This is a genomic window from Pseudomonas orientalis (assembly GCF_002934065.1).
In the GTDB taxonomy this organism is placed as follows: Bacteria; Pseudomonadota; Gammaproteobacteria; order Pseudomonadales; family Pseudomonadaceae; genus Aquipseudomonas; species Aquipseudomonas orientalis_A.
Genome location: NZ_CP018049.1, coordinates 5,605,043 through 5,621,352, shown reverse-complemented (window position 1 = coordinate 5,621,352; position 16,310 = coordinate 5,605,043). Strand labels below are relative to the sequence as shown.

Here is a 16,310-nt window from a genome sequence, read left to right as displayed (position 1 = left end):
CACATGCCTGAGTTACCAGAAGTCGAAACCACCCGGCGCGGGATTGCCCCTCACCTGGAGGGCCAGCGCGTCAGCCGAGTGGTGGTGCGTGAGCGTCGCCTGCGCTGGCCGATCCCCGAAGACCTTGATGTGCGCCTGTCCGGGCAGCGCATCGTGCTGGTGGAGCGGCGCGCCAAGTACCTGTTGATCAACGCCGAAGTGGGCACCTTGATCAGCCACCTGGGCATGTCGGGCAACCTGCGCCTGGTGGAGGTGGGCATGCCTGCGGCCAAGCATGAACATGTGGACATCGAGCTGGAATCCGGCTTGGCCCTGCGCTACACCGACCCCCGGCGTTTTGGCGCAATGCTCTGGAGCCAGGACCCGCACAACCACGAGCTGCTGATCCGCCTGGGGCCCGAGCCGTTGACCGCGCTGTTTGATGGCGAACGCTTGTTCCAGCAGTCCCGTGGACGGTCGATGGCGGTGAAGCCGTTCATCATGGATAACGCCGTGGTGGTGGGCGTGGGCAATATCTATGCGACCGAAGCGCTGTTTGCGGCGGGGATCGATCCGCGTCGTACGGCGGGCGGTATATCGCGGGCGCGCTACCTGAGGCTGGCGATCGAAATCAAGCGCGTGCTGGCTGCAGCGATCGAGCGGGGCGGTACCACCCTGCGCGATTTTATCGGCGGCGACGGGCAGCCGGGGTATTTCCAGCAGGAACTGTTCGTGTATGGCCGGGGCGGCGAGGCGTGCAAGGTCTGCGGGAGCGAGTTGCGCAATGTGCTGCTGGGGCAGCGGGCGAGTGTGTTTTGTCCCAAGTGTCAGAGCTGATTACTGTGTGAGGGATGATATCGCTATCGGGGGCAAGCCCCCTCCCACATTTTGAATGTATTCACAAATCAAAGTGTGGGAGGGGGCTGCCCCCGATGAGGCCTTAACAGGCGCTAAAGAACCTCAAGCCTTACCGGTAATCTTCCGATACTTCTCCATCAACTGCTCTTCAGTCTCGGGATGCGCCTCATCCAGCGGAATGCAATCCACCGGGCACACCTGCTGGCACTGGGGTTCGTCGTAGTGGCCGACACATTGCGTGCACAGGTTGGGATCGATCACATAGATCTCTTCACCCTGGGAAATCGCAGCGTTCGGGCACTCGGGTTCGCAGACGTCGCAATTGATGCAATCGTCGGTGATGATCAGGGACATGAAAACTCCTGCCAGGGCTGTCAGCCAGGGCATTGAAAACGAATGCGCGCAATTGTGCCGCATTGGCGCCCGCAGTGCGAGCGGGCGCCGAGTGAGCGGTCTTACTTCTTGAAGCGCAGGGTGAGCGCGTCCGCCACGGCCGGGTGCACGAACTTGGTGATATCTCCGCCTAAAGCGGCGATTTCACGCACCAACGTCGAGGAAATGAACGAATAACGTTCCGACGGCGTGAGGAACAGGCTTTCCACGTCCGGCGCCAATTGGCGGTTCATGTTGGCCAGCTGGAATTCATATTCGAAATCCGACACCGCGCGCAGGCCGCGCAGGAACACATTGGCGTTCTGCTCCTTGGCAAAGTGCGCCAGCAGTGTCGAAAAGCCCACCACTTCCACATTAGGCAGGTGCCGGGTGACTTCACGTGCCAGCTCCACGCGTTGCTCCAGGGGAAACAACGGGTTTTTCTTGGGGCTGGCGGCAACCGCGATGATCACATGGTCGAACAGGCGAGAGGCGCGTTCGACCAGATCGCCATGGCCTTTGGTAATCGGGTCGAAGGTACCTGGGTACAACACTCGGTTCATCGCGTCGTCCTGGCGGAGTCCGTTGGGGAATCGGATGGTATCGCAGCCATCCCGGTCGGCCAAGTCGACTTATGGAGATAAATGCCGTGAATCGAACGGTTTTTCACGCTGTTTTCAGACGTTCGGCCAAGGCTGACGCCAGTTGGGCGCTCAGTCCATACACCGACAACTGGGGATTTGCCCCAATGCTGGTAGGAAACAGCGAGCCGTCGTGAATCGACAGGTTGCGCAATTGGTGGTGGCGCCCAAGGCTGTCGGCCACCGCGTTTTTCGGGTCTTCGCCCATGGCGCAACCGCCCATCACATGGGCGCTGCCCAGGGTGGTCCGATGCAATTGGAGGTTCAACCCATCAATTACGCTGCGCGCCTCGGCCAAGGTGTTCACGTAGCGGGCGTCGTGGTGCAGGGGCTTGACCGAGGTGGCGCCCGCCGCGAACTGAATCTCGGCCATGCTGTGAAAGGCCCGGCGCAGGCCGTCCCAGGTATAGGGCGAGACCTGATAGTCGAGCACCGGCGTACCGTCACCGCGCAGTTCCACTGCGCCGCCAGGGCTGTCGGGGTGAAAACCGTCGCGCAACAGCGCGAGCATGGCGTGGGTATGGGGCAATCGGCTCATGTCCAAGGCATTCTGCGCCCCGTAGCCGCCAAACAAGGTACTCGCCAGCCCTGGATGTAAGGGCGGTGCTTCTAGCTTGTAGGACATTTTACCGGTAGTGCCGTCCTGCCACTGGAAATGGTCGGAATAGATCGACTGCGGCGCCCCGTAGAACGGATTGATTACCTCGTCGAACAACCCGGCGGAGAAATTCACCAGGTGCAGGAAGGTGCGTTTGCCCAGCCGTGAATGCGGGTCGGGTGCGTTAGAGCGCATCAGCAGTGCCGGGCTGTTGATGCCGCCGCCCGAGAGTACGTAATGCTTGGCCTTCACGCTGATCCTGCGCCCGGTAGGCGCCACGCAGCGTGCGTCCATGGCCACGCATTCCAGGCTGCTGATCGTATCGCCGCTGTAGTTGAGGCGCTCGGCTCGGGCCAGGTAGAGCAGCTCGCCGCCTTTGTCCAGGGTGGCGGGGATGGTGGTCACCAGCATCGACTGCTTGGCGTTGACCGGGCAACCCATGCCGCAATAACCCAGGTTGAAGCAGCCACGCACATTGCGCGGGATCACGTGCCAGCTGTAGCCGAGCTTTTCGCAGCCTTTGCGGATCACGTCGTTGTTGGCGTTCGGCGGCAGGGCCCACGGCGCAATGCCCAGGCGCTGTTCCATGGTCTCGAACCACGGCGCCATTTCGGCGCTGCTATGGCCCTTCACCGCGTATTCGCTGGCCCAGTGGGCGAGGGTGGCATCGGGGGTGCGGAAGCTGGAGGTCCAGTTGATCAGCGTGGTGCCGCCCACTGCCCGGCCCTGCAGGATGGTAATCGCACCGTCCTTGCTCATGCGCCCGATCCCTTCCTGGTACAGGCTGGCATAGGCTTCGTCTTCCAGCAGCTTGAAATCGCTGCTGGTCTTGAGTGGGCCTTCTTCGATCAGCAGCACCTTGTAGCCGGCGGCGCTGAGAATTTCCGCGGTGGTGCCGCCACCGGCGCCGCTGCCGATGATGGCCACGTCGGCTTCCAGCGTCAGGTCGCCGTCGAGGGCGGCGCCATTGTGGGTTTTCCAGCCGCGGGCCAGGCCGTCGCGGAACAGATCGGGTACGGGCATCAGAGTCGTCTCTTTTTATTGTGAGGGATGCAGATCAGATCTTCGGCGGGCCGGGGTAGCCGCAATGGGCCCAGGACTCGGGCCGGAAGTACCAGGCCATGATCACCAGCTTGAGCAGCGAGCCCTGGCCCATGCGCAGCAGGTTCAGGTAGCTGTTTTCCCAGCGGTGCAGGAAGTTGCGGATCTGCTCGCTGCCGGCGTTTTCCCAACTGCCCCAGATGCCGGTCAACGGTCCTCGGGTGATGCCCAGGCTCAACACGTCGAACAGCTGTTGGGTGAGCTTGAACATTTCCGGCGACAGGTGCTGAAGGCTGTAGTCGAGCTTTTTCAGGGTGTCTTCCAACCCGGCGCTGACGGACTGCGCGCTGGCGGCGCCTTCCAGCAGCACCGGGATGACCGCGCGCAGGAACGGCAAGTCACTGGCGCGCAACATCGCAAAGCCGCTGGCCGGCGTGCTGCTCGAGCAGCCGCTGAGGCTGGCGCCCAGCCCGGCGGTGGCCAGGAAGGCACTGGCGCACAGGCCGATTTTCAAGACGCCGCGCCGCGACAGCGCAGGTATTTCAGTCAGGCTGGGATTCATTGTCTTTATTGTCCCGGTGGTGGCGGTTTCAGCGAATAAACAGCTTCTGGATCAACGTCTGGATGGATTTTCCGTAGGGCGGGTAGATCAACTTCGCCGCGTTCAGACGCTGTTTGACCAGTACGCCCTTGGCCTTGCTGAATGTCAGGAAACCTTCGCGACCGTGGTAATGGCCCATGCCGGAGGGGCCGATGCCACCAAACGGCAGGTCATCCTGGGCCACCTGCAGCAGGGTGTCGTTCAGGCACACGCCGCCGGAGTGGGTCTCGTGGAGCACACGGTCCTGTTCGCTCTTGTTGTAGCCGAAGTAGTACAGGGCCAATGGACGCGGGCGCCGGTTGATGTAGGCAAAGGCCTCATCAATGCCGCGATAAGGCACGATCGGCAACAGCGGGCCAAAGATCTCATCCTGCATCACCGTCATCTCGTCACTCACATTCAGCAGCAGGCTGTGAGGCATGCGCCGTGCCTGGCCCTGGTCGTACAGCGCAATCAGGGTGGCGCCCTTGTCGGTGGCATCCTTGGCGTAGGCATTGAGCCTGGCCAGCTGCCGCTCGTTGATGATGGCCGTGTAGTCCGGGTTGTCGGTCAGGGTCGGATAGAATCGGCGAATCGCATCGGAGTAAGCCTTGACGAAGCCGTCCACACGATCCTCCGGTACCAGCACATAGTCGGGTGCCACGCAGGTTTGCCCGGCGTTCAACGCCTTGCCGAAGGCGATACGCTCGGCAGCATCCTTGAGCGGCACATCGGCGGAGACGATGGCTGGCGATTTGCCGCCCAGCTCCAGGGTGACCGGCGTGAGGTGTTCGGCGGCCGCACGCATCACATGCTTGCCGATGCTGGTGGCCCCGGTGAACAGCAGATGATCGAACCGCAACCTGGAAAACGCCATGCCGACGTCGGCTTCGCCCAGCACCACGCACACCAGGTCCTCGGGGAAGATTTTCGCCAGCAATGCCTTGAGCAGTTCACCAGTGGCCGGTGTGGATTCGCTGAGCTTGAGCATCACGCGGTTACCGGCGGCTAAAGCCCCGACCAGCGGACCGATGGCCAGGTACAACGGGTAGTTCCACGGCACGATGACGCCGACCACACCCAGCGGCTGGTAGATGACTTTGGCTGACGCGGGCTGAAAGGCAATGCCTACAGCGCGGCGCGAAGGTTTCATCCAGCCTTTGAGGTGTTTGCTGGTGTAGTGAATGCCATGCAGACTGGGCATCAACTCGGCGAACAGGGTTTCGTCTGCGCTGCGATGGCTGAAGTCCTGGCTGATCGCGTTGATCAGCGCCTGGCGTTCATCGCTGAGTAAATCGCGCAGGGCCTTGAGCCATTGCTGACGTTGCGCGGCCGGCGGCATCGGGTTGGCGGCATAGGCGCGACGTTGCGCTTCGAACAGGCCCTGAAGGTGATCCAGCGCCTGGGATTCTTGCAGGTAGGCAACGTTGGCAGACATGGCGCGGTCCCGATTGTTATAGGTCTGCCTGGATTTTTAGAGTCATTGCTCTAAATTGTCAAATAACATTGCAGTAACATCCGGATTTAACCTGACCGGCATAGGCCGTAAGATGCCCCATCCCGTGTTTGGAAGCTGATCCCCTATGGCACCACGAGTAAAGACCAGCGAGCGCATTGTGCAAACCAGCCTGGAGCTTTTTAACCAGCAGGGTGAGCGCAGTGTCAGCACCAACCATATCGCCGCCCATATGGAAATTTCCCCAGGCAACCTGTACTACCACTTCCCCAATAAGCAGGCGATTATCGCTGTGCTGTTCCGCGAATACGAAGCCTTGGTGGACAGTTTCCTACGCCCGCCCCAAGGGCGCGCGATGAGGGTGGAAGACAAGCGCTTCTACCTGCAGGCCGTACTGGCCGGCATGTGGCGCTACCGCTTCCTGCACCGCGACCTCGAACACTTACTGGAAAGCGACCCGGAGCTGGCCACCGGCTACCGACGGTTTTCCCAGCGCTGCCTGATCCAGGGCGGGGCGATCTACCAGGGCTTTGTCGACGCCGGCATTCTTTCGATGGACCCGGTGCAAACCGAAGCCCTGACCCTTAACGCCTGGATTATCCTCACCTCCTGGGTGCGTTTCCTGTGCACCACCAATGAGAACTCCACCCATCTGAGTGCCGAGGCGATCAAGCGGGGGGTGTATCAGGTGCTAGTGTTGGAGGCGGGGTTTGTCACACCCCAGGCCAAAGAAGTGGTGGATGCGTTGTTCAAAGAGTTTTACGTGCCGTTGAACCAGGCGCTGGAAGAAGTGAAGTAGAACCTTTCCCCTTTGTATTCACAGGAGTCAGTCATGCCGCTTGCCCAACTGATCAGCCCCCAGCAACTGGCCGAGCGCCAGACGTCGGCAGAGCTGGTGATCCTGGATTGTCGCTTTGCCCTGGAGGACCCGGATTACGGGCGGTGCAGTTATGCCGAGGGGCATATCGAAGGGGCGCAGTATGCGGACCTGGAGCGCCACCTTAGTGGCCCGGTGATCAAGGGTGTGACCGGCCGTCATCCGTTGCCTGCGGCGGACACCTTCGCCGAACAGCTGCGAGCCTGGGGCATCAGTGCCGACACCGATGTGGTGCTGTATGACGACGGCCCCGGTGCCTATGCCGCCCGTGCCTGGTGGCTGCTGACCTGGCTGGGCAAGCGTGATGGCGTGTTTATTCTAGATGGTGGCCTCAAGGCCTGGCACAGCGCCGGTTTCCCCTTGAGCCTGGATGCTCCAGTGACTGAGCCGGGCACCTTCACCGGTACGCCGGATAATCGGCTGGTGCTGGATGCCGAGCATGTGCAAAAACGCCTGGGTCAGCCCGGCCTGACCTTGATCGACGCCCGCGCCCAGCCGCGTTTTCGTGGCGAAGTAGAGCCCATCGACCCGATTGCCGGGCATATTCCCGGTGCGCAGTGCGCGGCCTTCAATGAAAACCTGGGCAGTGATGGTCGTTTCTTGCCGGCCGAGCAGCTCAGGCAGCGTTTTGCCGCGCAGTTGCAGGGGCGCCCGCCGGAAGAATTGGTGGCGTATTGCGGTTCGGGGGTAACGGCGTGCCATAACCTGTTTGCGCTGAGCTTGGCGGGGTATCCGTTGGGCAAGTTGTATGCGGGGTCGTGGAGTGAGTGGATTACGGATCCTGCTCGTGAAATTGCGACAGGCGACTAAAGGCCAGATCTGCAAACCCAATCAAAGTGTGGGAGGGGGCTTGCCCCCGATAGCGGTGTGTCAGTCAGTACATCTGTTACTGATCCACCGCCATCGGGGGCAAGCCCCCTCCCACATGTTTAACCGTGTTGTGCCAGTAACCACTGGGGGATGCGGTGTTCCAGGTAATAGGCGGGACGCTTCAGCGAACCCTCTACAAACCCCACATGCCCACCCTTGGCCAACAGCTCAAACTCCGTGCATGCCGACAGTTCACTTGCCTCAGGGAGGCTGTGGGCAAACACAAACGGATCATCGGCCGCCTGGATAATCAGCGTCGGCGTGCGGATACCACCCAGGTAATACCGGCTCGAGGCCTGGCGATAATAGTCTTCGGCACTTAAGTAACCGTGCAGCGGCGCAGTCACACGCCCATCGAAGTCCCAGAAGGTGCGCATTTTCTCCAGTGAGCCCAGCGCCTCCAGAGTTTTGAGCCCCTCGTCACGGCCATCCTGCAGAAACTGGCGTTGCTTGACGCGGATGTACGCCAGCATCTCGCGCATGAAGTGCTTCTGGTAGATCCGCGAAAACCCCAGCCCGATGCGATCCGCGCATTGGTCCAGGCGAAACGGCACCGATACCGCTGCCGCGCCTTGCAGCCCCGAAGCTGCACCGGTTTCGCCCAAATGCTTGAGCAACACATTGCCGCCCAGGGAATAGCCCACCGCATACAGGGGCGCCAAAGGTCGCTTGGTGCGCAGATGAGCAATCGCTGCGGCCAGGTCTTCGCTGGCACCTGAATGGTAGCTGCGAGCCAACAGGTTCGGCTCGCCCGAGCAGCCGCGCCAGTTCAATGCCACGCTGGCCCAGCCTTGCGCGGCGAGGACTTTTTGCAGGCCGGCGACGTAAGGCGAATTGGACGAACCGGTCAGCCCGTGCAACACCAGCACCAGCGGCGCTTGCACGTCGTGGGGGCCGTGCCAGTCGAGGTCGAGAAAGTCGCCGTCTTCCAGCCACAGACGTTCGCGTTGGCGCTCGATGTGGGTGGTCGGGCGCCACAGCGGCCCCCACAGTGTTTGCAGGTGGGGGTTGCCGAGGCCGAAGGCGGGTTTGAAGCGGTCCACAGAGGGAGTCATGAAATACTCGCTGCCGGACGAGCTTGCCATGCCCCCCGTAGGAGCGAGCTTGCTCGCGAAAAACGTTAACGATCACGCAGCGCTATCAGGCAGCCCATGCCGCCTGTTCGACCTTCGCGAGCAAGCTCGCTCCTACAGGGCGCGGTGCCACAGCGCGTAATACACCCGCCCGGATTTCTGCTCCCGGTGCAGGCGCCAGCTGCCCGGCAGGCCGAGCGTCGACGGCGCGGTCTCGCTTTCAGTGTAGATCCACGCATCCGGTGCCAGCCATTGGCGTTCTTCCAGCAACGCACACACGGTCGGCAGCAGGTTCTGGTTGAACGGCGGGTCGAGGAACACCACGTCGTATTCGCTGGCGGCCTGGGTTTCCAGGTAGCGCAAGGCATCGGCGGTCTGGACCTGGCCATTGGTGCAGCGCAAGGTACCCAAGTGTTCCTTGAGGCTGGACACCGCTACATTGCTCGCATCCAGCGCCTGTGCCTGGGCCGCGCCACGGGACAGCGCCTCCAGGAACAACGCGCCACTGCCGGCAAACGGGTCGAGTACCTTGGCGCCGCCGATGTACGGCGCCAGCCAGTTGAACAGGGTTTCGCGCACGCGATCCGGGGTCGGACGCAGGCCCACGACATCGGGGAAGCTCAGCTTGCGGCTGCCCCATTCACCGCCAATGATGCGCAGTTGGCCCACACCGTTATGCACGTTGTGGACAGGTTTTTTCGGGCGAGATGAACTGGCCATTAATGCTCCGGAACCCCGAGCGGCTGCTCGGCGGGTTTATCAGTGGGGGGCGGTAGTGGCTTTTGCGCAATCGTCGGGCCGGCGGTCACGATGACCATCTTGTCGGCGCTCAAGTGTTTGTTCATTGCAGCCTTGACCTGCTCTACGGTCAGGGCCTGGGATTGTTTCATGAAATCTTCCAGATAGCTCAGCGGCAGGTTGTAGAAACCCATGGCCCCCAACTGCCCGACGATATCGGCGTTGCTGGCGGTGGACAGCGGAAAGCTGCCGGCCAGTTCGCGCTTGGCGTCATCCAGTTCTTTCTGGGTGGGGCCGTTTTTGAGGTAGTCAGCCACCACGTCTTCAACCAGACGCAGGGTGCCGCCGCTCATTTCGGCGCGGGTCTGCAGGTTGATCATGAACGGGCCGCGCACCTGCATCGGCGAAAAACCGGAGTACACGCCGTAGGTCAGGCCGCGTTTTTCGCGCACTTCGCTCATTAGACGGGTGCCGAAGCCTCCGCCGCCGAGAATCTGGTTGCCCAGGGACAAGGCCGCGTAATCCGGGTCTGCGCGGTCAATGCCCAGTTGGGCGAACAGCAGATGGGTTTGCTTGGAGGGAAACTCGATACGGCTCAGGCCGGCCTTGGGCTCCGTCGGCTGGGCAATCTTCGCCAGCGCCGGGCCCTTGGGCAATGCTGCAGAAACCTTGGCGGTCATGGCTTCGGCTTCGGCGCGGGTCAGGTCGCCGACCACTGCGATCACCGCATTGCCCGCCGCGTAGGCTTTGGCGTGGAAGGCCTGCATCTGTTGCACGGTAATCGCCGGAACGCTTTCAGGCGTGCCTTCGCTTGGGTGGGCATACGGGTGGTCGCCGTACAGGCGCTTGAACAGCTCGATACTCGCCAGCTTGGCGGGGTTCTGTTTCTGGTATTCGAAGCCGGCCAGGATCTGGTTCTTGATGCGCGCCAGTGAATCGGCGGGGAACGTCGGCTTGCCGATCACGTCATCGAACAGCGCCAGTGCGGCCTCGCGCTTGTCGCTGTCGCTCAGGCTGCGCAGGGACACCAGGGCCATGTCGCGGTAGGCGCCATTGCCAAAGTCGGCGCCCAGGCCTTCAAAACCGCTGGCGATCTGGCTGACGTCCTTGCCCGGCACGCCTTCGTTGAGCATGGCATTGGTCATCAAGGCCAGTCCCGGCACGTTGCCGTCCTGGCTGCTGCCGGCGGCGAACAGGATGCGCACGTCGAACATCGGCAACTCATGGGCTTCGACGAACAGCACCTTGGCGCCTTCGGCGGTGGTCCAGGTCTGCACATCGAGCTTGCGGTTGGTCGGCGCTTTACCGTCCAGCTCAGCCAGCGATTGCAGCTTGCTTGCCGATTGAGCTTTGTCCAGCGCCGGGCTGGCAACCGATTCGCTCGGGCGCAGGAAGTACACGGCACTGGCCGCGCACAGGGTAACGGCGATCAGGCCGGGCAGAATCAGGCGGCTGCTTTTGCGGTCACTCATGAGCGGTCTCCTCGGGCAAAACATGGGCGACGCTCAGACGTTCCCGGGTGAAATAGGTGCGCGCAGCCTTTTGGATATCTTCCGGGGTCACGCTTTGCAGGTCAGCAAGCTCGGTGTCCATCAGCTTCCACGACAGGCCGACGGTCTCCAGCGAGCCAATGGCCGTGGCCTGGCTGGTGATGGAGTCGCGCTGGTAAACCACGCCCGCTATCACCTGGGCGCGGATGCGCTCGAGTTCTTCGGCGGTAGGCGGCTTGGCCTTGAGCTCTTCCAACAGGCGCCACAGGCCGGCTTCGGCTTGGGCGACGGTCTTTTTCTTCTGCTGGTTAGGCGTGGCGCTCAGCATGAACAGCGTGTCGCCGCGGGTATAGGCGTCGTAATTGGTGGAGGCGGCGGAGACCAGTTCTTCACCGCGCTCCAGCTGCTCGGAGATACGCGCGCTGTAGCCGCCGTCGAGCAGGGCCGAGATCAGGCGCAGGGCTTGTACCGAGCGCTTGTCTTCGGCAGTCGCAAGGCCCGGCACGTTGAAACCGAGCATGACGCTTGGCAATTGGGTTTGCACGTGCAGGGTCAGCAGGCGCTCGCCGGGCTCGGCCAGCTCCAGCGGAATCTTGGCGGGCGGGACGTCGCGCTTGGGGATCGGGCCGAAGTAGCGCTGGGCCAGGGTTTTCACCTCGTCCGGCGTGACATCGCCGACCACCACCAGGGTCGCGTTGTTCGGTACGTACCAGGCCTGGTACCAGTGGCGCAGTTCCTCGACCTTCATGCGTTCCAGGTCGGCCATCCAGCCGATGGTTGGCGTGTGATAGCCGCTGGCCGGGAAGGCCATGGCCTTGAAACGTTCAAAGGCCTTGGACATCGGGTTGTCGTCGGTGCGCAGGCGGCGCTCTTCCTTGATCACCTCGATTTCGCGGCTGAACTCATCGGCCGGCAGGCGCAGGCTGGCCATGCGGTCGGCTTCCAGCTCGAAGGCCACGCCCAGGCGGTCGCGGGCCAGCACCTGATAGTAAGCGGTGTAGTCGTCACTGGTGAACGCGTTTTCTTCGGCGCCCAGGTCGCGCAGGATCAGCGAGGCTTCGCCGGGGCCGACCTTGGCGCTGCCCTTGAACATCATGTGTTCCAGGGCGTGGGACAAACCGGTCTGGCCCGGGGTTTCGTAGCTCGAGCCCACCTTGTACCAGACCTGGGAAACCACCACCGGCGCACGATGATCTTCGCGCACGACGACCTTGAGGCCGTTGTCGAGGGTGAATTCGTGGGTGGGTTGTGGATCGGCAGCCAAAGCTGAAAGGGGCAGACAAACTGTGCTGAGCAGCAGGCCTGCGGCGCGGCGGGCTAGAGCATTCATTCGTTTTTTAACCTGTTGGACTGCCCGCTTGGTCTTAGCGTCGGCGGGCGAGGAGGTGCTAGGATACCGATCCGACTTAGGGGCGGCCACTACGGCTGTCTTGTTGAGGCCCTATTTTGGCCTTCAAAATGTTGCGCATGAACGAGCTGGCTAAAAAACAGTCTGTTACGCATCGAATTTTATTTACCGAAGCGCCCCTTGGCGCGTCGCTACCTTGAGATAGCCGTCTCCATGTTTGGTTCCAACGACGACAAGAAGACCCCAGCTGCGGCTGGCGAGAAAAAAGGCCTGTTCGGATGGCTGCGCAAAAAGCCGCAGGAAACCGTCGTCGAACAGCCGCAGGTTCAACCCGAACCTACCCCTGAGCCTATAGTAGAAGCCGAGCCGGTTGCCGAAACGCCGGCACCGGTGGTGTTGCCTATCGCGGAGCCGGTGTTGCAGCCGGTGGTCGAGGCAGAACCTGCGCCTGAACCTGAACCCGAGCACAAACCGTGGCTGGAGCTGCCGGTAGCCGAGGAGCCGGTGGCGCTTGTCGAGGATGTGCAGGCTGAACACGTGACGCCGCCCATTCCTGTGGCGCCGCCGGTAGAGGTTGTCGTCACGGCGCCCCCAGCAGTCGAAATGCCTGCTGAAGTCCCTGCTGAAGTGCCAGCTGCAGTTGCCGTGCCTGGGGTCATCGAAGAGCCCGCCGCCCCCGCCGAAACCAGTAAAACCGGCTTCTTCGCCCGCCTCAAGCAGGGCCTGAGCAAAACCAGCGCCAGTATCGGCGAAGGCATGGCCAGCCTGTTCCTCGGCAAAAAGACCATCGATGACGAGCTGCTGGAAGACATTGAAACCCGCCTGCTTACCGCAGACGTGGGCGTCGAAGCCACCGCCGTGATCATCCAGAGCCTGACCCAGAAAGTCGCGCGCAAGCAGTTGACCGACGCCGACGCGTTGTACAAGTCCCTGCAGGCCGAGCTGGCCGCCATGCTTAAACCGGTTGAAGCGCCGCTGGTGATTACGCCGAAGAAACCTTTCGTGATCCTGGTCGTGGGCGTCAACGGCGCCGGCAAGACCACCACCATCGGCAAGTTGGCCAAAAAGCTGCAGGGTGAGGGCAAGAAAGTCATGCTCGCCGCCGGCGACACCTTCCGTGCCGCTGCCGTCGAGCAGCTGCAAGTGTGGGGTGAGCGCAACAAGATCCCGGTGATCGCCCAGCACACGGGGGCCGACTCCGCTTCGGTGATCTTCGATGCCGTGCAGGCCGCCAAGGCCCGTAACATCGATGTGTTGATCGCCGACACCGCCGGTCGCCTGCACACCAAAGACAACTTGATGGAAGAGCTGAAGAAAGTCCGCCGCGTGATCGGCAAGCTCGACGCCGATGCCCCCCATGAAGTGCTGCTGGTGCTCGACGCCGGTACCGGCCAGAACGCCATCAGCCAGGCCAAGCAATTCAACCAGACGGTGCAACTGACCGGCCTGGCCTTGACCAAGCTGGACGGCACGGCCAAGGGCGGTGTGATTTTCGCCCTGGCCAAACAGTTCGGGTTGCCGATTCGTTACATCGGCGTCGGTGAAGGCATCGACGACCTGCGCACCTTTGAAGCCGAACCCTTTGTACAGGCACTGTTTGCCGAGCGGGAGCGTTCATGATTCGATTCGAACAGGTCGGTAAACGCTACGCCAACGGGCATGTGGGCTTGCATGAGCTGAGCTTTCGAGTACGGCGGGGCGAGTTTTTGTTCGTCACCGGTCACTCCGGCGCCGGTAAGAGCACCTTGTTGCGCCTGCTGCTGGCGATGGAGCGTCCCACCACCGGCAAGCTGTTGCTGGCGGGCCAGGACCTGGCCACCATCAGCAACGCGCAGATCCCGTTCCTGCGCCGCCAGATAGGCGTGGTGTTCCAGAACCACCAGTTGCTGTTCGATCGCACGGTGTTCAACAACATCGCCTTGCCCCTGCAGATCCTGGGGCTGTCCAAGGCCGAGATCGTCAAGCGGGTGGATTCGGCCCTGGAACGCGTGGCGTTGTCGGACAAGACCGACCTCTACCCCGGCGACCTGTCCACCGGCCAGCAACAGCGCGTGGGTATCGCCCGCGCCATCGTCCACCGCCCGGCCTTGCTGCTGGCGGACGAACCCACCGGTAACCTCGACCCGCGCCTGGCGGCCGAGATCATGGGGGTGTTCGAAGACATCAATCGCCTGGGCACCAGCGTATTGATCGCCAGCCACGACCTGGCCCTGATTGCCCGTATGCGTCACCGCATGCTGACCCTGCAACGCGGCCGCCTGATCGGCGACGGGGAGGCCGGCGTATGAGTGCGACACGCAGCCCTAAAGTATCCGAACGCGTGGCGCCGAAACCGGCCGACCCGCAACCAAAAAAGAAAAAACGCGACGATGACGACGGTCCGGACTTCGGCACCCTGTTGCGTGCCTGGATCGAAAGTCACCGCGCCAGCCTGCTCGACAGTCTGCGCCGCCTGGGCAAGCAGCCGATCGGCAGCTTTTTCACCTGCCTGGTGATGGCCGTGGCCCTGAGCCTGCCGATGGGCTTGTCGTTGCTGCTCAACAATGTCGAGCGCCTGGGCGGTTCCTGGCAGCGCGCGGCGCAGATTTCGCTGTACCTGAACCTGGATGCCAGCACCCAGCAAGGCGAAGCGCTGCGCGACGAAATCAAGAACATGCCGGGCGTGGCGGAGGCCGAATACATCAGCCGCGACCAGGCGCTTGAGGAGTTCCAGCAACAATCCGGCCTGGGCGAGGCGCTCAAGGAGCTGCCGCAGAACCCGTTGCCGGGCGTGGTGCTGGTGACGCCGGACGAAGTGGACAAACCGGCCCTGGAAGCCCTGCGACAGAAACTTGCAGCGATGCCCAAGGTGCAACAGGCGCAACTTGATCTAGTCTGGGTAGAGCGCCTGGCCGCGATCCTCAAGCTGGGCGACCGCTTCGTGTTCGGTTTGACGGTGCTGCTGGTGTCTGCATTACTTTTGGTGATAGGTAATACCATTCGTCTTCATATTGAAAACCGCCGCACCGAGATAGAAGTGATTAAACTGGTCGGCGGCACGGACAGCTATGTGCGTCGTCCTTTTCTGTACATGGGCGCGCTTTATGGCTTCGGTGCCGGGGTTTTGTCCTGGGGCTTGCTGGCTTTTGGCCTGGACTGGCTGAACGATGCGGTTATCGGGCTGGCCGGCTTGTACGGCAGCGATTTCGCCCTGGCTGGGGTGCCGGTGGCCGATGGCCTGAGCCTCTTGCTTGGCGCGGTGCTGTTGGGGTATATCGGTGCGTGGATTGCGGTCGCACGGCATTTACGTGAGCTGGCGCCGAAGTAGTTAATGTCAGGGTAATGTAGTTTCGTTTGTATTGACCTTGTCAGCAGTTTAGGGAACTTGTCCTACGGTTCCCCGGTCAATTTTCGCAGTGCTGAACTGCACGAGTTATGTGAGTCGGAGGTTTTTTCGTATGACCACTTCTTTGCAACCTGCTTATGCCTTGGTCCCGGGTGCGAACCTGGAAGCCTATGTGCACACGGTAAACAGCATTCCTTTGCTGACGCCCGAGCAGGAGCGTGAACTGGCCGAGAGTCTCTACTATGAGCAGGATTTGGGGGCGGCTCGGCAGATGGTGCTCGCCCACCTGCGTTTTGTCGTACATATCGCCCGTAGCTATAGCGGCTACGGCCTGGCCCAGGCTGACCTGATCCAGGAAGGCAACGTCGGCCTGATGAAGGCGGTCAAGCGCTTCAACCCGGAAATGGGTGTGCGCCTGGTGTCGTTCGCCGTGCACTGGATCAAGGCGGAAATCCACGAGTTCATCCTGCGCAACTGGCGCATTGTGAAAGTGGCGACCACCAAGGCCCAGCGCAAGCTGTTCTTCAACCTGCGCAGCCAGAAGAAACGCCTGGCGTGGCTGAACAACGAGGAAGTCCACCGCGTGGCCGAAAGCCTCGGCGTGGAGCCCCGTGAAGTGCGCGAGATGGAAAGTCGCCTGACCGGCCATGACATGGCCTTCGACCCGGCTGCCGAGGCAGACGACGACAGCGCCTTCCAATCGCCGGCCAACTACCTGGAAGACCACCGGTACGACCCGGCGCGTCAACTGGAAGATGCCGACTGGAGCGACAACTCCAATCACAACCTGCACGAAGCGCTGGAAGTGCTGGACGACCGCAGCCGTGACATTCTCTACCAGCGCTGGCTGGCGGAAGAAAAAGCCACGCTGCACGACCTGGCGCAGAAGTACAACGTGTCGGCCGAGCGGATTCGTCAGCTTGAGAAAAGCGCGATGAACAAGCTGAAGTTGTCGATCGCTGCCTAAACCTGCTGGCAGCACTGGGTCAAAATGTGGGAGGGGGCTTGCCCCCGATTGCAGAGTGTCAGTCGACATCAAAGTGACTGACCCACCGCTATCGGGG

The 16,310-nt window shown here is 61.9% G+C and carries 15 protein-coding genes and 1 pseudogene; 7 read left to right on the top strand and 9 right to left on the bottom strand.

Going from position 1 to position 16,310, the window contains the following annotated elements; translation table 11 throughout:
• Positions 1 to 3 precede the first annotated feature (3 nt).
• On the top strand, positions 4 to 816 hold the full coding sequence (mutM, locus tag BOP93_RS25495) for a bifunctional DNA-formamidopyrimidine glycosylase/DNA-(apurinic or apyrimidinic site) lyase (RefSeq protein WP_104505026.1): 813 nt from the start codon (positions 4 to 6) through the stop codon (positions 814 to 816).
• Between the two features lie 123 nt (positions 817 to 939).
• Here mutM and BOP93_RS25490 read toward each other — a convergent pair whose 3' ends face one another.
• The 5 genes and pseudogenes from BOP93_RS25490 to BOP93_RS25470 all read right to left on the bottom strand — a co-directional run.
• Positions 940 to 1,191, bottom strand: a complete 252-nt coding sequence (locus tag BOP93_RS25490; protein WP_003195146.1) for a YfhL family 4Fe-4S dicluster ferredoxin — start codon at positions 1,189 to 1,191, stop codon at positions 940 to 942.
• Positions 1,192 to 1,292: 101 nt separating this feature from the next.
• A complete protein-coding gene (gene coaD, locus BOP93_RS25485) occupies positions 1,293 to 1,772 on the bottom strand; it encodes a pantetheine-phosphate adenylyltransferase (RefSeq protein ID WP_003234650.1) in 480 nt (159 codons plus the stop codon).
• A 103-nt stretch (positions 1,773 to 1,875) separates the two neighbouring features.
• Positions 1,876 to 3,471 (bottom strand): GMC family oxidoreductase, encoded by a 1,596-nt coding sequence (locus BOP93_RS25480; protein ID WP_104505025.1) that lies wholly within the window; start codon positions 3,469 to 3,471, stop codon positions 1,876 to 1,878.
• 34 nt (positions 3,472 to 3,505) lie between these two features.
• Positions 3,506 to 4,051, bottom strand: a complete 546-nt coding sequence (locus BOP93_RS25475; protein ID WP_104505024.1) for a twin-arginine translocation pathway signal protein — start codon at positions 4,049 to 4,051, stop codon at positions 3,506 to 3,508.
• Between the two features lie 28 nt (positions 4,052 to 4,079).
• Positions 4,080 to 5,519, bottom strand: a pseudogene (locus BOP93_RS25470) (coniferyl aldehyde dehydrogenase); the annotation flags it as partial.
• 133 nt (positions 5,520 to 5,652) lie between these two features.
• On the opposite strand from BOP93_RS25470, the gene BOP93_RS25465 reads away from it, so the two are divergent.
• Together BOP93_RS25465 and BOP93_RS25460 are read left to right on the top strand one after the other, a co-directional pair.
• The gene (locus BOP93_RS25465; RefSeq protein ID WP_104505022.1) at positions 5,653 to 6,324 is read left to right on the top strand and encodes a TetR/AcrR family transcriptional regulator; all 672 of its coding nucleotides are present in this window, start codon (positions 5,653 to 5,655) and stop codon (positions 6,322 to 6,324) included.
• 33 nt (positions 6,325 to 6,357) lie between these two features.
• Positions 6,358 to 7,212: a sulfurtransferase gene (locus tag BOP93_RS25460; protein WP_104505021.1), complete on the top strand. Its 855-nt coding sequence runs from the start codon at positions 6,358 to 6,360 to the stop codon at positions 7,210 to 7,212.
• A gap of 119 nt (positions 7,213 to 7,331) precedes the next feature.
• On the opposite strand, the gene BOP93_RS25455 is transcribed toward BOP93_RS25460, so the two are convergent.
• From BOP93_RS25455 to BOP93_RS25440, 4 genes are all read right to left on the bottom strand, one after another.
• On the bottom strand, positions 7,332 to 8,327 hold the full coding sequence (locus tag BOP93_RS25455) for a hydrolase (protein ID WP_104505020.1): 996 nt from the start codon (positions 8,325 to 8,327) through the stop codon (positions 7,332 to 7,334).
• Positions 8,328 to 8,459: 132 nt separating this feature from the next.
• Positions 8,460 to 9,065, bottom strand: a complete 606-nt coding sequence (gene rsmD / locus BOP93_RS25450) for a 16S rRNA (guanine(966)-N(2))-methyltransferase RsmD (protein ID WP_057723500.1) — start codon at positions 9,063 to 9,065, stop codon at positions 8,460 to 8,462.
• Positions 9,065 to 10,555 (bottom strand): M16 family metallopeptidase, encoded by a 1,491-nt coding sequence (locus BOP93_RS25445; RefSeq protein WP_065934208.1) that lies wholly within the window; start codon positions 10,553 to 10,555, stop codon positions 9,065 to 9,067. The genes rsmD and BOP93_RS25445 overlap by 1 nt, the downstream gene beginning before the upstream one ends.
• Positions 10,548 to 11,903: a M16 family metallopeptidase gene (locus BOP93_RS25440; RefSeq protein WP_065885340.1), complete on the bottom strand. Its 1,356-nt coding sequence runs from the start codon at positions 11,901 to 11,903 to the stop codon at positions 10,548 to 10,550. Before BOP93_RS25440 ends, BOP93_RS25445 begins: the two co-directional genes overlap by 8 nt.
• 231 nt (positions 11,904 to 12,134) lie before the next feature.
• Here BOP93_RS25440 and ftsY point away from each other — a divergent pair, with 231 nt between their 5' ends.
• The 4 genes from ftsY (at position 12,135) to rpoH (ending at position 16,213) form a co-directional block, all read left to right on the top strand.
• A complete protein-coding gene (ftsY, locus tag BOP93_RS25435; RefSeq protein WP_104505019.1) occupies positions 12,135 to 13,541 on the top strand; it encodes a signal recognition particle-docking protein FtsY in 1,407 nt (468 codons plus the stop codon).
• The gene (ftsE, locus tag BOP93_RS25430; protein WP_003213784.1) at positions 13,538 to 14,209 is read left to right on the top strand and encodes a cell division ATP-binding protein FtsE; all 672 of its coding nucleotides are present in this window, start codon (positions 13,538 to 13,540) and stop codon (positions 14,207 to 14,209) included. Before ftsY ends, ftsE begins: the two co-directional genes overlap by 4 nt.
• Positions 14,206 to 15,228 (top strand): permease-like cell division protein FtsX, encoded by a 1,023-nt coding sequence (gene ftsX, locus BOP93_RS25425; RefSeq protein ID WP_104505018.1) that lies wholly within the window; start codon positions 14,206 to 14,208, stop codon positions 15,226 to 15,228. The genes ftsE and ftsX overlap by 4 nt, the downstream gene beginning before the upstream one ends.
• A gap of 130 nt (positions 15,229 to 15,358) precedes the next feature.
• Positions 15,359 to 16,213 carry an RNA polymerase sigma factor RpoH gene (rpoH, locus tag BOP93_RS25420; protein WP_003176698.1) on the top strand — a complete coding sequence of 285 codons (855 nt, stop codon included), beginning with the start codon at positions 15,359 to 15,361 and terminating at the stop codon, positions 16,211 to 16,213.
• Positions 16,214 to 16,310: the final 97 nt, after the last annotated feature.

Coding starts and splice junctions, on each gene's coding strand:
- rsmD (WP_057723500.1), bottom strand. CDS start 9,065: ATGGCCAGTTCATCTCGCCCGAAAAAACCTGTCCACAACGTGCATAAC.
- BOP93_RS25455 (WP_104505020.1), bottom strand. CDS start 8,327: ATGACTCCCTCTGTGGACCGCTTCAAACCCGCCTTCGGCCTCGGCAAC.
- BOP93_RS25460 (WP_104505021.1), top strand. CDS start 6,358: ATGCCGCTTGCCCAACTGATCAGCCCCCAGCAACTGGCCGAGCGCCAG.
- BOP93_RS25440 (WP_065885340.1), bottom strand. CDS start 11,903: ATGAATGCTCTAGCCCGCCGCGCCGCAGGCCTGCTGCTCAGCACAGTT.
- coaD (WP_003234650.1), bottom strand. CDS start 1,772: ATGAACCGAGTGTTGTACCCAGGTACCTTCGACCCGATTACCAAAGGC.
- ftsX (WP_104505018.1), top strand. CDS start 14,206: ATGAGTGCGACACGCAGCCCTAAAGTATCCGAACGCGTGGCGCCGAAA.
- mutM (WP_104505026.1), top strand. CDS start 4: ATGCCTGAGTTACCAGAAGTCGAAACCACCCGGCGCGGGATTGCCCCT.
- BOP93_RS25490 (WP_003195146.1), bottom strand. CDS start 1,191: ATGTCCCTGATCATCACCGACGATTGCATCAATTGCGACGTCTGCGAA.
- BOP93_RS25465 (WP_104505022.1), top strand. CDS start 5,653: ATGGCACCACGAGTAAAGACCAGCGAGCGCATTGTGCAAACCAGCCTG.
- ftsE (WP_003213784.1), top strand. CDS start 13,538: ATGATTCGATTCGAACAGGTCGGTAAACGCTACGCCAACGGGCATGTG.
- BOP93_RS25445 (WP_065934208.1), bottom strand. CDS start 10,555: ATGAGTGACCGCAAAAGCAGCCGCCTGATTCTGCCCGGCCTGATCGCC.
- ftsY (WP_104505019.1), top strand. CDS start 12,135: ATGTTTGGTTCCAACGACGACAAGAAGACCCCAGCTGCGGCTGGCGAG.
- BOP93_RS25475 (WP_104505024.1), bottom strand. CDS start 4,051: ATGAATCCCAGCCTGACTGAAATACCTGCGCTGTCGCGGCGCGGCGTC.
- rpoH (WP_003176698.1), top strand. CDS start 15,359: ATGACCACTTCTTTGCAACCTGCTTATGCCTTGGTCCCGGGTGCGAAC.
- BOP93_RS25480 (WP_104505025.1), bottom strand. CDS start 3,471: ATGCCCGTACCCGATCTGTTCCGCGACGGCCTGGCCCGCGGCTGGAAA.